13 protein-coding genes and 2 pseudogenes are annotated in these 14,561 nt (G+C 44.2%); 9 read left to right on the top strand and 6 right to left on the bottom strand.

The features are described 5' to 3' along the window. From F6J99_RS30080 to F6J99_RS30070, 3 genes and pseudogenes are all read left to right on the top strand, one after another. A pseudogene (locus F6J99_RS30080) lies at window positions 1-218 on the top strand (hypothetical protein); the annotation flags it as partial. Next, window positions 139-1,320, top strand: coding sequence for a transposase (locus F6J99_RS30075; RefSeq protein ID WP_365974497.1), 1,182 nt, complete (start codon window positions 139-141; stop codon window positions 1,318-1,320). The pseudogene F6J99_RS30080 and the gene F6J99_RS30075, both read left to right, overlap by 80 nt. Before the next feature lie 484 nt (window positions 1,321-1,804). Further along, a complete protein-coding gene (locus tag F6J99_RS30070; protein WP_293118397.1) occupies window positions 1,805-2,512 on the top strand; it encodes a hypothetical protein in 708 nt (235 codons plus the stop codon). 18 nt (window positions 2,513-2,530) lie between these two features. Here the strand turns inward: F6J99_RS30070 and F6J99_RS30065 are convergent, their stop codons facing one another. After that, a complete protein-coding gene (locus tag F6J99_RS30065; protein ID WP_293118395.1) occupies window positions 2,531-2,737 on the bottom strand; it encodes a hypothetical protein in 207 nt (68 codons plus the stop codon). A 199-nt stretch (window positions 2,738-2,936) separates the two neighbouring features. Between F6J99_RS30065 and F6J99_RS30060 the strand changes: the two genes are divergently transcribed. Continuing rightward, the gene (locus F6J99_RS30060) at window positions 2,937-3,215 is read left to right on the top strand and encodes a hypothetical protein (RefSeq protein WP_293118393.1); all 279 of its coding nucleotides are present in this window, start codon (window positions 2,937-2,939) and stop codon (window positions 3,213-3,215) included. 548 nt (window positions 3,216-3,763) lie between these two features. On the opposite strand, the gene F6J99_RS30055 is transcribed toward F6J99_RS30060, so the two are convergent. Next, the gene (locus F6J99_RS30055; RefSeq protein WP_293118391.1) at window positions 3,764-3,907 is read right to left on the bottom strand and encodes a hypothetical protein; all 144 of its coding nucleotides are present in this window, start codon (window positions 3,905-3,907) and stop codon (window positions 3,764-3,766) included. Between the two features lie 360 nt (window positions 3,908-4,267). Between F6J99_RS30055 and F6J99_RS30050 the strand changes: the two genes are divergently transcribed. Next, window positions 4,268-5,071: a hypothetical protein gene (locus F6J99_RS30050; RefSeq protein ID WP_293118389.1), complete on the top strand. Its 804-nt coding sequence runs from the start codon at window positions 4,268-4,270 to the stop codon at window positions 5,069-5,071. Between the two features lie 252 nt (window positions 5,072-5,323). On the opposite strand, the gene pruA is transcribed toward F6J99_RS30050, so the two are convergent. Together pruA and F6J99_RS30040 are read right to left on the bottom strand one after the other, a co-directional pair. Further along, the gene (pruA, locus tag F6J99_RS30045; RefSeq protein WP_293118387.1) at window positions 5,324-8,458 is read right to left on the bottom strand and encodes an L-glutamate gamma-semialdehyde dehydrogenase; all 3,135 of its coding nucleotides are present in this window, start codon (window positions 8,456-8,458) and stop codon (window positions 5,324-5,326) included. A gap of 134 nt (window positions 8,459-8,592) precedes the next feature. Then, complete coding sequence (locus tag F6J99_RS30040) at window positions 8,593-8,787, bottom strand: hypothetical protein (RefSeq protein WP_293118385.1); 195 nt, start codon at window positions 8,785-8,787, stop codon at window positions 8,593-8,595. A gap of 89 nt (window positions 8,788-8,876) precedes the next feature. Between F6J99_RS30040 and F6J99_RS30035 the strand changes: the two genes are divergently transcribed. Continuing rightward, window positions 8,877-9,026, top strand: coding sequence for a hypothetical protein (locus tag F6J99_RS30035; protein ID WP_293118383.1), 150 nt, complete (start codon window positions 8,877-8,879; stop codon window positions 9,024-9,026). Here the strand turns inward: F6J99_RS30035 and F6J99_RS30030 are convergent. Beyond that, window positions 9,000-9,476 carry a hypothetical protein gene (locus F6J99_RS30030; protein WP_293118381.1) on the bottom strand — a complete coding sequence of 159 codons (477 nt, stop codon included), beginning with the start codon at window positions 9,474-9,476 and terminating at the stop codon, window positions 9,000-9,002. The genes F6J99_RS30035 and F6J99_RS30030 overlap by 27 nt on opposite strands. Window positions 9,477-10,020: 544 nt before the next feature. Between F6J99_RS30030 and F6J99_RS30025 the strand changes: the two genes are divergently transcribed. The 3 genes and pseudogenes from F6J99_RS30025 to F6J99_RS30015 form a co-directional block, all read left to right on the top strand. After that, on the top strand, window positions 10,021-10,161 hold the full coding sequence (locus tag F6J99_RS30025) for a hypothetical protein (RefSeq protein ID WP_293118379.1): 141 nt from the start codon (window positions 10,021-10,023) through the stop codon (window positions 10,159-10,161). A 331-nt stretch (window positions 10,162-10,492) separates the two neighbouring features. Further along, a complete protein-coding gene (locus F6J99_RS30020) occupies window positions 10,493-10,657 on the top strand; it encodes a hypothetical protein (protein WP_293118377.1) in 165 nt (54 codons plus the stop codon). Between the two features lie 154 nt (window positions 10,658-10,811). After that, a pseudogene (locus F6J99_RS30015) lies at window positions 10,812-12,005 on the top strand (NB-ARC domain-containing protein); the annotation flags it as partial. Between the two features lie 2,182 nt (window positions 12,006-14,187). On the opposite strand, the gene F6J99_RS30010 reads toward F6J99_RS30015, so the two are convergent. Next, the coding region (locus F6J99_RS30010) for a winged helix-turn-helix domain-containing protein (RefSeq protein WP_293118401.1) at window positions 14,188-14,561 on the bottom strand (374 nt) is incomplete at its 5' end.

Here is a 14,561-nt window from a genome sequence, read left to right as displayed (position 1 = left end):
TCATCTACATATACATACAGGGTCACGGTCTGAGAAGTCAAAGGCTTGAGCCGGATGATATGAAAGTGTCAAGTCCGGTTCTTAGGGGGGGAAGAAATGGTGACATTGATTCCCTACCCGACATCCTTGCCATCGTCCATGTCTTCAGTTGTAGACTCTATGGACTCAGGAAATACAAGTCAGTTATCAAAGAAGATCCGAGTCTACCCGGAAACTGAATTAAAGCTAAAATGGAGAACTTGGATTAATGCCGCGAGATGGTGTTACAATAAGGCGATAGCAACTCTTAAAACCACAAAAATAGGGAAATACGACCTTAGAAAGAAAATAATGTCAGACGTCCCTGAATGGGTTAGTAAAACACCTTACAGCCCAAGAGAATCTGCAATATTTCAAGCATTTGGAGCTCATAAAGCAGCCAAGAAGGTAGACGGAGAAGCTAAGTTTAGGAAGTTTTCAGATCCAGTTCAATCGATCAGGTTCAATAAGGTTAACTTCAGGAAAGGAACTTTTTACCCAAAAGAGACGAAAGGTAGGGTTTTTCACAGTAGCGAATCAATGCCAGAAAAGATCCTTCATGACCCTACTCTGGTTATTGATCGAGGACGTTGGTTTATTACTTTTGCCATAGACGAAAAACCTGCTAAACCTTCTCTGCCAGATAGAAGTATTGCTTTAGATCCTGGAGTAAGGACATTTTTGACTGGATTTGACGGCCAGAGGTTTTTAGATATAGGTTCAGGAGACATTGGACGAGTTTACCGCCTTTGTTGCCACTTAGATAATCTAATATCTCGTGCCTCTCTAGCTAAGGGGTCTAAAAATAAAAGAAAAAGATTCAAGATCAGGAAGGCCGCTCAGCGCATGAGAGTAAAAATTCGCAATCTTATAGACGAAGCTCACAAAAAGGTTGCCTGTTTCCTCACTTCTGAGTATCAAGTTATTTACCTTCCCAAATTTGAGACATCTCAAATGGTGAGTAAAACCAAGAGGAAAATAAGAAGCAATACCGTTAGAAAAATGATGTCTTGGGCACATTATCGATTCAAGATGACATTGAAGCATCAGGCAGCCAAAAGAGGCTGTTTTGTAGTAGACGTCACTGAAGAATACACATCCAAGACTTGTACTAAATGTGGCCACATTCACAGCAAGTTAGGCAGTTCTAAACGATTTAAATGCCCAAATTGTGGCCACACCATTGACCGTGATCATAATGGCGCTTTTGGGATTTACCTAAAAGCTTTGAGGGATACCTCCTCGTCGATAACCGACGTGCTGTACACGGCTTCCGGGTTTTGCCGGGAATTGCCTGGTTAAATCTATCCGGATAGCGAATTACCAAGACATAAATCTAGGGATTTCTGGAAGCGATGCAGCGCGGTCTTGGGGAGGCAGTTGCTCATGGGGGTTCCCCCCATGAGCAACTGCCGTGGTTTCCCCCACTCGCTATTGCATCAAGACAGGGGAGACAAGAAAGGTTGGGTTAATTGTCAAACTAGCTACATTTTATGGTTTACAATTAAATTTATTTGTGTTATAATATAATATTTTACTTAATCCACTCTAACTACTTTGTGTTGACCCACATAGGCGTGAAACCGTTAATTTACTGGGCAAGACTCCAGCTTGATGCCCAAAATCCCAGTATTAATGACATAAATTTTTAGTATATTGGCTCAAGGATGTAGCCAAATCTGTGATGCAATTGACTACATTTTTCCGTTGACACTTCGAGACCAAAATTGCCACAATCTCACCAACTATTTTCAAAGATAGATCAAGTAGGGGGGAAACTACCCAAATGTTAATAATTGATCAAGAAAAGAGTAATCAAGCGATGCAGCGCGGTCTTGGGGGTTCCCACGGGGCAAACAGCGGTGCGGACGCAGGTTCCGCACACAGACCCATGCGCCACTCGCTATTGCATCAAGAAGAGATTCAGTGGCTGGATGAATCTACAATTATTTTCCAAAATAAACGATTCACTAGAGGTTTTGATCTTCCCCTAAATGCTTATCAAAAAGCCGTCAAGTTTTGTTGTTGCGAAATCTCTGAGGAATCTCGGCCTCTGTGTTTGATTTTAAAACATCCCCATTATCTGACAGTTTGGATGGAGCAACAAGGGGTGAGTTTAACCGATGAAGCTTCTGCTTCACCAATCAATAGCCCCCAACCGGAAGGGAGATTTACTGACAGTCTTGATGGTGAACCAACCACAAATCATAACCAACTCCCTGTATCAAGTTTACCTGATTTACTGTCAAAATCTGAAACATCTTCAGAAACTCCAATCATCACTCAAGAAGCTGGTTACTGGTACAATCGACCGGAATCGGAGTCTGTGGCAACTCCAAAAGTACCTACTGGTGACATACTCCCACACGCTCATCAGAGATTACAGTGTGGGCTTCTTGCCAACTCCACCCAACGGTATCGGCTTTCGCCGACGCTGCGCGAACGGATACGTAGGCTTGCTTTATTGACGACACGGTCAGAAGTTACCGCTTAAAGAGTGGAGCCTTTATGGTTAGTCGGCTATGCATAAAAGAGGTGCGACCCGTGGCGAATTTAATTCGCCAACGGAAAGCGCACCTTTGGTTAAAACTTTATGATTAAGGCTCCACTCTTCTAAGGTTTCGTCTCCGGGATGCCCCTCCGCGCCGGAACAATACAAAAATTCGATTTTTTCGCGCTGTAAATAGCTGATAAACCAGCATTTAAGGCCTTTGGCCACGCTTCGCGAACGGCTTTGTTTATCATTACATATATTATAGCATTCCATACATACCCTGTGCAAAATTCATCCCACACCTAATGCGTAGCATAGGTGTGGGATGAATTTTGCCGGACAGCTAATGTCAATCAGAACCAAGAGATTCCGGAATCTGAGTTCCACCTGCATCCTAGGTGTCAGCAAATTACTGAGAAATCTCGTGAAGTACCCCAACCTGCTTGACCTTTGGTCACGCTACGCGAACGCTGAGGTTGGAGCTTCCAATTCTCAACTCAAATCAGGGACGGTTTTATTCGTCTTTGGGATTTCCCGCTTCATCCGCCGACGCCTCAACCAGAGGCGTCGGCCTGCTGGAATTGGTCTTACTCAGCGTCCACAGGCAGACATCCGCCTTCCGCAGACGTATAATTTTTACGACAGACTTACCTTGGAATTACAGCAACTATGTCCAACCAGCTGGGGCTTGTCTCTTCCCTGAACTCTGCTAGTACTTTTACACCTTGAAGGTAGCCTTTTAGTCAGTCAGGCGGGTCTTGAAGTTACCGTAAGGATAGTGGAGCCTTTATGGTTAGTCGGCTATGCATAAAAGGGTTAAAACTGTTTGATTAAGGCTCCACTATCCTAAGGTTTCGTCTCAGCAACCATTTTTATTATAACACAATTCGCAATAAGCCGTCGTCTCGCTATCCATCCCCACCCTGTAATAGGGTGGGGAATTCCGCGAGGATTGTTAAACGGCTGTCTAACAAGTAATATCGAGGGATTTCTTACCAAGAGCAAGATGTCTTGAGCCAGCTACCGAAATCACAGTTATCTCCCAATTCTCAGCCATTGGATCAAAAACGGTCTAAAAAACCTATCGAGGGGTTCCTTTCCGTGAGGGACTTACGCCCTGGGTTGCGCGGGAGTAGGGAGTAGGGAAGTCAGAAGTGGGAAGTCAGAAGTGGGAAGTCGGAAGTGGTAAAAAATCTTGTTTACCTGATTAACTAATTATTTGAATGGAGTATATCATGATCAGATACTTAATTACCAATAGAGAAATGTAGGGATTTCTGGAAGCGATGCAGCAAGGGCACAGGGGAGGCAGCGCCGACCTGCGGGGGTTTCCCCCACTCGCGCTTTGCTCAAGACAGGTGCGTCGCAGTGTTCCGCACACAGACCCAAAACCACTCGCGCTTTGCATGGCTGACAGGGGACACAATCAAGCTTGGGTTAATTGTAAAAGTAGCTACATTTTATGATTGACAATTAACTTTTTTTGTGATAATATTATTAACGTTATTTACTCCATCCTAAATAATTTGTCTTTACCCACATAGGCGTGAAACCGTTAATTTACTGGGCAAGACTCCAGCTTGATGCCCAAAATACCAGTATTAATGAAATAAATTTTCAGTATATTGGCTCAAGGATGTAGCCAAATCTACGACGCAATTGACTACATTCTTCCGTTGACACTTCCAGAGCAAAATTGCCACAATCTCACCAGCTATTTCCAAAAATAGATCAAGTAGGGGGTAAACTACCCAAATGTTAATAATTGATCCAGAAAAGATTAATCAAGCGATGCAGCGCGGTCTTGGGGGTTCCCCCCACTCGCTATTGCATCAAGAAGAGATTCAGTGGCTGGATGAATCTACAATTATTTTCCAAAATAAAATATTCACTAGAGGTTTTGATCTTTCCCCAAATGTTTATAAAAAATCCTTAAAGTTTTGTAGTTGCCAAATCTCTGAGGAATTTCGGCCTCTGTATTTAGTTTTAGAATATCCCCATTATCTGACAATTTGGATTGAGCAAAAAGAAAGAAGTTTAGCCAACAAAGTTTTTAGTTCACAAATAAATAGTGCTAAACCTAAATTCACTGATGTTTTATCACTAAGAACAGCTATATCTGAACCGGAAACTCCTAGACATCTTGATAGTGAAGAATCCACAAATCATAACCAGTTTCCTAGGCCAGTTTTGCCTGATTCACTCCCGGAAGCTGAAACATCTTCCGAAGCTTCGATAGTAACTCAAAACCCCGGATACTGGTACAATTCGACAGAATCTGATTCCCCCGAAAATCCAAAAGTACCTACTGGTAATCTCGATCAGGAGAAAGTGGTTTCTGAGACAGCAGTCAGTGACCAGAACAATAAACCAAAAGCTGAGGGCGACCTGAATCCTAGTGGTCAGCAAATTACTAAGCAATCTGCTAAACGGGTGTTTAAAAAAAAATATCGAGGGATTGTCTATGAAGTGGAAGCTATCTTAATCCAGTTACCGACCGATGCTCAAGGGTTTGTTATACAACGGCCTAAAAAGAAATATCGAGGAATTTCCTACTAAGTTCATAGGTAAGCATATGCGCGACGCGCACCCGTGCGCGTTCAGCGGTCAGCGGTCAGCGGTCAGCGGTCAGCTTGAAATAAACCTCAAAAGCGAGAATTTAATATTGATAGATTAATGAGAATTGAAAGTCACCAGAAAAGTCTATCAGCTTTGTGGCACAGGCTTCGACGCTGTGACCTAACCAAAAGCTGATAGCTGAATGCTGATAGCTGAATGCTGATAGCTGAATGCTGATAGCTTACCTAGAAACTATTCCATTCCTTCAATGGGTGCAAAACCTTGTCGTTGGATATTTTCAGTAATAGTACGGGGTTCGAGGAATTGTACTAGATAATCGGGACCTCCTGCTCTTGACCCTACTCCAGACATCTTGAACCCACCAAACGGTTGCCGTGATACAATGGCACCGGTAATATTGCGGTTGATATATAGATTACCGACCTCAAGCTCGGCTGAGGCTTGTTCTATATGGGATGGAGTACGAGAATATAAGCCTCCGGTGAGGGCATAGTTGGTACTGTTGGCTATATCAAGGGCTTCTTGGAAATTCTTTGCGGCCATTACCGCTACTACTGGACCAAAGATTTCTTCTTGGGCAATGGTGGCGTTGGGAGAGATATCGTTAAAGATCACTGGACCAATAAAGTATCCGGTGTCAGGTGCTGGCATTTCTAATGCTACCTTAGCTTCCTGACGTCCTTTTTCAACGTACTCCCGAATGCGATCGCGTGAAGTAGCATCTATGACTGGACCGACCTGGGTACTGGGTGCTTCTGCTGGCCCAATGTTAAGCGATCGCGTTGCTTCGACTAACCGTTTTAGGAAGCTCTCATAAACTGGCTCCAACACAATTACTCGGGAGCAAGCGGAACACTTTTGACCACTGTAACCAAATGCTGATTTCACGACTCCAGCTACCGCTTGGTCAAGGTCAGCACTTTCATCTACGATAATGCCATTCTTACCTCCCATCTCAGCAATGACTCGCTTGAGATGTTTTTGACCGGGTTGCACGATGGCGGCATCGGCGTAGATACGACAACCGACTTCTTGGGAACCGGTAAAGGCAATTAGATGGATATCGGGATGCTTGACCATATGGGCACCGACGGTTGAGCCTTTGCCTGGAACGAATTGAAATACTCCTTTGGGTATCCCGGCTTCTACTAAAATTTCAGCTATTTTTGCGGCAATCACTGAGGAATTTGCTGCGGGTTTGAGTAGCGTACAATTTCCTGCCACTAGGGCTGCTACAGTCATGCCTGTAGTAATAGCGATGGGGAAGTTCCAGGGAGAAATTACTAGAGCAATACCTCGGGGTTGATAGACATAGCGATTGGTTTCTCCAGCAATGTCGTAGTTATATCCATCGCTGAGCCGTTCCATCTCTGATGCGTAGTAATAACAGAAGTCAATCGCTTCGGTGACTTCTCCATCGGCTTCTCGTAATGGTTTCCCAACTTCCAGACAGACCCATGCTGATAATTCAGCACGGCGTTGTTCCATCAAGTCTCCTGCTTTACGTAAAATACCAGCACGTTCCCTTGCAGGTGTACGTCGCCAACTGGGAAATACTGCTTTAGCTTTCTCGATCGCTAATTCTGCTTGTTCTACAGAAATTAATCCAATTTTCCCGATCACGACCCTAGGGTTAGAGGGATTAACCGAATCCACTGTGTCTGTTGTAGACTGATAGTCCCCATTGATTAAGGGTAAATAGGTCTTACCCAGTTGTTGGCGAACAGTAACTAAGGCTTGTTTGGCTTTTTCTCTGGCGTCTAGCTGAGCATAGTCTGTATTTGCAGCATTGGTGAATGGGTTAGTAGGTTGAAGGTTAGCAGGTTGAAGGTTAGCAGGTTGAAGGTTTGAAGGTTTAAGGTTAGCAGGTTGAAGGTTAGTAGGTTGAAGGTTAGTAGGTTGAAGGTTTGAAGACGGTTGTGAACTTTCAACATTCAACTTTCCAACATTCAACGTGCCAACATTCAACGTGCCAACATTCAACTGTTCCTGTAACTGTTGTGGTGGTGCAATCAATTCCTCTACGGGTCTATCTTCTAAGCTTTGTCGTAGGAAGGAACTATTTGCGGTATTTTCCAATAGCCGCCGAATCAGGTAAGCCATTCCTGGCAGGAGCTCTCCATAGGGTGCATAAACCCTGACGCGATGACCGTAATTGACTAAGGCTTTGGCGAGTTGGTCTCCCATGCCGTAGAGGACTTGCATCTCAAAGCAGCGACGGGGGATATTGAGATTTTCAGCAATTGCGATCGCATAAGCTTGGGAGCGCACGTTATGAGAACCGATAGCGCTATAGACATACTCGTGGTTTTCTAGCAGCAGCTTGGTGATACGCTCAAAATTGGCATCCGTAGCGGCTTTCTGGTTATATACTGGTTGGGGCCAATGGTTTTGCAGTGATGTTATGGTCTCTTGGTCCCAATAGGCTCCTTTGACCAAGCGTATCGTTACTGGATTACCCCGCTGTTTTGCCCAGGCAATCAAGTCTTGACAATCTTGTTCCGAGTCTCGCAGATAGGCTTGCATGGTAACACCGATATCGGTGCGTGCCCGAAACTCTTCTTCCATTAACAAGTCTTTGAGTATGGAGAAAGTAATGTCTTTGTACTCATACTGCTCCATATCAAAATGAACCGCCGCTCCCAATTCTTTGGCACGGCGGAGCAATTTGCGGATGCGATCGCACACCCGATTTTGACTACCCTGAGGATCAAGAGAATCAAATTGAGAGTAGAATGCTGTCAGTTTAACCGATACTTGGACTAATGGCAAGGATTTACCATCAGCAACGTCAATTTCCTCTACTTTAGACCACTGTTTGGCTGCCTCAGTGAGTTGTTCGATCAGTTGTAGATAGCGGTCTAGATAAGACTGAGCTTCTACTTCTGTAATTACGGCTTCCCCCAATAAGTCTAGGGTAAATGCCATCTTCTGGTTTCGCAGGCGTTTAATGGTTTTAAGAGCCTGGTTGAGATTTTCCCCAGCAATATACTTTTGGGCTAGGGTGGCTACAGCAGCAGATATGCTTTTGGCTGCCAGTTGTCCTGGTATGGAGTCAGGATTGGTGAAATTGAGCATTCCCTTCAGGGCAGCAGGCAGTTCTACTGACTCATCCCCTAGGTATTCTTGAAAGTGACGAGCAACTTCGGTTTGGCTACGCAGTGCCGGTAGGGTATCGATGAAGCGAAATAGCTGCACCCGTAGTCCCGGATTACTCATTGCCCAGGCTAGTAACTTATCATCCCACCGCATTTGGTCTCGCATTTGGGCAAGAAAGGAACCTTTCTCCCGAGTTGCGGCTAGAAGTTCTCTGGCAATTTCCTGAGTTTTAGCTTCGTAAGTGCTTTTGGGGATTTCTATAACCACCGGTAGTAGACTCCTGTTCTAGACTATGGCAGTTTTTGATAAAACAACCATTATATTTTATTTTCTCTAGTTAAAGCAATATCTGACCTGAGCCTTTAGAGGGATTTGAGGGCTTGGTGGGATTTTATATAGCGCTACGGGCAAGGCAAAAGGCAAAAGGCAAAAGGCAAGAGGCAAGAGGCAAGAGGCAAGAGGCAAGAGGAACCCACCCCTAACCCCTCCCAGGAGGGGAAGGCAAGAGGCAAGAGGCAAGAGGCAAGAGGCAAGAGGCAAGAGGCAAGAGGCAAAAGGCAAAAGGCAAAAGGCAAAAGGCAAAAGGCAAGAGGCAAGCGTAAGCACTCAGGTATCAGCTAATGCGCTACGCGCACGCTACTTGAGGTGCTATCAGCTAAGTACCTGGACATAAATAAACGAAACTGTGTTAACTTTTGTAAAGCTACCAAAAGTCGCTCTGTTCCCTGTTCCCAGATCCGCTGTTCCCTGTTCCCTATCTCGACAGTTAAACCTATTTTGTCCGACTACTTATCAGCTATCAGCTATCTCACTTTTCCACAGTTACTATCGATAAAACGTGATAGCCATCACCTTGGGGCATACATTGCCCATCTACATCAAGGGGACAAGCAGTTTCTTTAGCAGAAGGACGGGTGCCGTCACGATACACTGCTGTGATCTCAACTTGTTGGTTATGAAAGGATTGTAATTGCTGATCGGAAACCTTTTTAGACGCACGCAGTAGTAACCGACGGGGATTTTGGGGATTAGTAATTAGAAAAAACTGATCTCCCCGATAGGCTCTAACTGACCTGACGGGAGGAATAGCGTCATAAATTAATTTTCCCTGGATTTGTTGTACTTTTGATTCCTTTAAGTTATCAGATGTCATTTCAGATGTAATTGGGGAGTTAGGGGAAACAGAAGAGTTATTGCTATCTCCATCAGCAGTACAACTCGCCATACACAGGGTACTGACTAAGGTTCCAATCCACAAAATTTGTCTTAACCCTTGAGTAAACATTAGTGGAAAAAACGATAGTGGTGATGTAAGCGGTCAGCGGTCAGCGGTCAGTGGTTAGCCGTCAGCGGTCAGTACTCAGCAGTCAGCAGTCAGTGGTCAGCTTATTTTATTCAAAAGTAGCTCAACCACCGTGGCACAGGCTTCCAGCCTGTGAGCTAACCCATAAGCTCATAGATGATGGATGATGGCACCTCAAGTAGCACCTCAAGTAGCGCATTAGCTGATAGCTTACTATTCCCAAGAGAGATAGAGTAACTTGCTGAAAAGTCAGGCTTGATGATTATGATTTGTTTGTCATTATGGAACTAACTCCTATTTAGGTGGGAGGAAAACCGCGCTGGTGTGGATTAATGGTTATGACCAGCGCGGTTATTAGTTTCAGTCGTCACCTTTTATACTATACATAACTTCTCGAAAAAATGCAAGGGCTAATTAAAAATATTTACATTTATTTACAAATAAAAAAATGATAAATTTTTAAACTCATTTTTTTAAAAATCTAGTTTTTTTTGAGATAAAAATTTTAAATTAATTGTAATCATTTTTGTTCCCTGTTCCCTGTTCCCTGTTCCCTGTTCCCTTTTACTACTCCCTACTCCCTACTCCATTTTTAGAACAGAAGAGGGATATTGATGTAGGGTGGGCAGTGCAAAAGATAAATAACAGTAGCTGGCGATCGCATTAGTAGGCACTGCCCACCCTACTAACTTTAAAATAGCGAATCAATCACAAAGCGAGAATATTGATGTAGGGTGGGCAGTGCAAAAGATAAATAACAGTAGCTGGCGATCGCATTAGTAGGCACTGCCCACCCTACTAACTTTAAAATAGCGAATCAATCACAAAGCGAGAATATTGATGTGGGGTGGGCAGTGCAAAAGATAGATAACAGTAGCTGGCGATAGCATTAGTAGACACTGCCCACCCTACTAACTAACTCCCTAAAACCCAGACATTTTTACCTGACCGAATTGAAAACCTCTGTATACTGAAATTGTGAGTCATCTCCTTCAACAATGGAATTATTCGCTGCTGCCGTTTTCGCTATTGCTACTGTGCTCGCCACTAAAGCTATAGAAAAAACTGGGGGAAATGTCGGGCAAGTTGTCTGGGACAATACTAGCCAGTTTGTGGAATCTCTGAGAAACCAGTCTCCATATACAGTAACTGCGTTCGCGTAGCGTAGCCCTTCGGGCTAATCGCAAAAGCTCCAGACAATCTCTTGATTATGCCGAAGTGGTATTAGAAGTAGAAGCAGCAGCGAAACAAAATCCGGAAGTTGTCCAAAGTATCGAGCATTTAGTGACTACTAGTGAGAATTACAACATTGAGAAGATGAATAACCAAAGTCGATTCAATCAAGCTCCCCCAGTACCTCCGTATTATGTCGAACGCCCGGAAGTAAGCCAACAACTAAAACAAATCCTTTTATCTGAAGAAACTGCTAAAGCTGGCACCTTAGTGGTTAGTGCCATCTATGGTTTAGGAGGGATTGGTAAATCTACCATTACTGCAGCATTAGCCCATGACGAGGAGGTTCAATCCCATTTTCCTGATGGGATTTTTTGGGCAACCTTAGGTCAGCAACCTGATATCTTATCCTTTCTAAGTACGTGGATACAAGCATTAGGAGATTATGATTTTAAACCGATTAATATTGATAGTGCTTCTTTACAACTAAAAACATTATTATACGCTAAGAAAGCCTTACTAGTTGTAGATGATGTTTGGCATCCTGACCATCTTGAACCCTTTCGAGTAGCTGGGGATGGCTGTCGGGTTTTAGTCACTACCAGAGAAGCCCAGCTTAAAGATGCTATTCCCTATGATTTGGACGTGATGACTCCCAATCAATCCTTGGAGTTATTAAAGTCTTCTTTAAACAACGAGTTAACTAATCAACAACTGGAGTATGCTGAAACCTTAGCCAAAACCGTCGGCTACTTACCCCTAGCATTAGAATTAGCTGCTGCTCAAGTTAGGGATGGTATGTCTTGGCAGGAGTTACTGGGTGAGTTAGAAGATTTAATTGTTGGTGTAGAAGCTTTAGATCGATTGAAAGCGGAGGAAGAGCCAAGTGACGCTAAGCGCAAAAACTACAGTCTAGTGGCTTCCTTTAATCTCAGTTTAAAGGGATTATTTGACGACGATAGATTGAAAAACTTTGCTTGGTTAGGGATACTGCCCGAGGATGTCACCATTACTGAAATTATGGCGACTACCTTATGGGACTGTAATTTAGTTGAAGCCAAAGATACCTTAAGATACTTACGACAAAAAGCGTTATTACTACCAGGGTTATCTAGTACACCAGACACTAGCTATCGCCTCCATGACTTATTACATGATTTAGCCCGTAGTCTGGTTCAAGCAGAGCTAGGATTATCAATACCCTCAGCTCATCAACAATTATTAGAACGTTATCAAACTAAGACCGATAAGGGATTATGGCATACCTTACCCGATGATGGTTACATCTATAACCACTTAATTTGGCATCTAGAAAAAGCCAAAAAAATTACTGAAATTCATCAACTCCTGAAAGAAGAAACCCCAGCAGGAGATAACGGTTGGTATTGGCAGTGTGAGAGACAGGGAAATACTGCTAATTTTATTAAGGATGTATCGAAAGCTTGGGCAATAGCAGCAGATAATTTTACAGAAAATCCTACAGAATCGATTAGTTTACAGTGTCGGTATGCTCTGATTACTACATCCCTCAATAGCTTGGCTGGAAATATTCCTCCAAAGTTAATGGCAGCATTACTGGAGAATAATATCTGGACCCCAGCTCAAGCACTAGCTTATGTGCGACAGAGCAAAGATTCTGAAAATCAAGGAGAGGGTTTGAAGGCAATTGGTGAGTATCTTTCCCCTTCTTTATTATCGGAAGCTTTAGACATTGCTAGAGCCATTCGGAATAGATACCATCGAGCTAATGCTTTAATCGGGTTAGCTCCCCACTTACCTCAAGGGTTGTTACCTCAAGCCTTAGATTGTGCTAGAGCCATTGCGAGTAAAGGCGAGCGACCTAATCTCCGAGCTAAAGCCTTAATCGCCTTAGCTCCCCACTTACCTCAAGGGTTGTTACCCCAAGCCTTAGATTGTGCCAGAGAGATTTGGGATCAATTCAACCGAGTCAATTTCTTAATCGCCTTAGCGCCCCACTTACCTCAAGGGTTGTTACCCCAAGCCTTAGATTTGGCAAGAGAGATTAGGTATGAAGGAGACCGAGCACAAGCCTTAATCGGCTTAGTCCCCCACTTACCCGATGTGTTACCCGAAGCCTTAGATTGTGTAAGAGAGATTAAGCATGAATCCTACCGAGCTCATGTCTTAATCGACTTAGCCCCCTACTTCCCGGAAGTATTACCAGAAGCCTTAGATTGTGCCAAAGCCATTCCGGATAGAAACCAGCGAGCAAGAGCCTTAAGAGCCTTAGCCGCCTACTTGCCGGAAGTATTACCAGAAGCCTTAGATTCCGTCAGAGCTCTTTGGAATGAAACATACCGAGTCAATTCCTTAGTCAATTCCTTTTGGGATGAAAAATACCGAGTCGATGACTTAGGAGCCTTAGTTGTCGAGTTCCCGGAAGTGTTACCCGAAGCCTTAGATTTCGCCAGAGCCATTCCGGATGAAGCAGACCGAGTCGATGCCTTAGGAGCCTTAGCTGCCAACTTCCCGGAAGTGCTACCAGAAGCCTTAGATGGTGCCAGAGCCCTTGGCCATGAATATGACCACGCCGACACCTTAGAGGGTACAGAGAAGCGAATCTATCTCTTTAAATTAAAATATAGCTTCTTTAATAATATAGAAAAGCGACACGAGCGACGAGCAAAAGTCTTAAAGAACTTAGCCCCCTACTTACCGGAAGTATTCTTACCCCAAGCCTTAGAGGTTGCCAAGGGGGTTCGGGATGAATACTGGCGAGCCGATGCCTTAATTGCCTTAACTGTCCACTTCCCGGAAGTGTTACCAGAAGCCTTAGATGCTGCCAAAGCTATTCAGGATAAAGGAGACCGAGAGGAGGCCTTAAAGGAGTTAGCCTCTCATTTACCGGAAGTGTTGTTACACCAAGCCTTAGATTACGCCAGAGGCCTTGGGGATGAAGAAGACCGAGCTGAGGCTTTAATCCTCTTTGTCTTTGACTTACCGGAAGTGTTCTTAGACCAAGAAGTCTTACATTACGTCCCAGGGATTGGGCATGAATACTTGGAACGCTATGCCTTAATCGGCTTAGCCCTCCACTTCCCCGAATTGTTACCAAAAACCTTAGATTTCGCCAGAAACATTCCGGATCAAGACCAGCGAGCCCATGCCTCAATCACCTTAGCTCCCCACTTACCGGAAATGTCTAAATCTTTCCGAACCCAAGCCATAGAGGTTACCAGAACTATTCGGGATGAATACCAACGAGCCCAGACCTTAAGAGCCTTAGCCCCCCACTTACCTCAAGGGTTGTTACCCCAAGCCTTAGAAATTACCAGAGCTATTCGGAATGAATACCACCGACTCCAGACCTTAAGAGCCTTAGCGCCCCACTTACCTCAAGTGTTGTTACCCCAAGCCTTAGAAATTACCAGAGCCCTTCCCAGATACGACCGATTCAATGTATTTCTTGCCTTAGCCTCCCGCTTCCCGGAAGTTTTACCAGAAGCCTTAGATGCTACGAAAGCCATTCCGGATAAATCCTTCCAAGCCAAGACCTTAATCAGGTTAGCTCCCCACTTACCCGATGTGTTGTTACAGCAAGTTTTAGATTACACCAGAACCTTTGATTATCAATCCCTCCGAGTCGATGTCTTAATCGGCTTAGCTCCTCACTTACCCGATGTGTTGTTACAGCAAGTTTTAGATGAAGCCAAAGGGATTGGGCATGAATACTACCTAGCCAATACCTTAATCGCCTTAGCCCCCCACGTATCCGATGTGTTGTTACAGCAAGCCTTAGATTGTGCCCCCAAACATTTTCCAAAATTTGTTCGCGAGTTAATACTTCCCTCGGATGGCTGATCAAATACTTGAGCAGTTCAAACTCTTTCATGGTCAAATCAATCACCCGTCCATTGCGCATGGCTCTACGCT

Source organism: Moorena sp. SIO4G3, assembly GCF_010692305.1.
Classification (GTDB): domain Bacteria; phylum Cyanobacteriota; class Cyanobacteriia; order Cyanobacteriales; family Coleofasciculaceae; genus Moorena; species Moorena producens_A.
The sequence above is the reverse complement of the archived record's forward strand: the minus strand, read 5'-3'. Positions and strand labels throughout refer to the sequence as shown.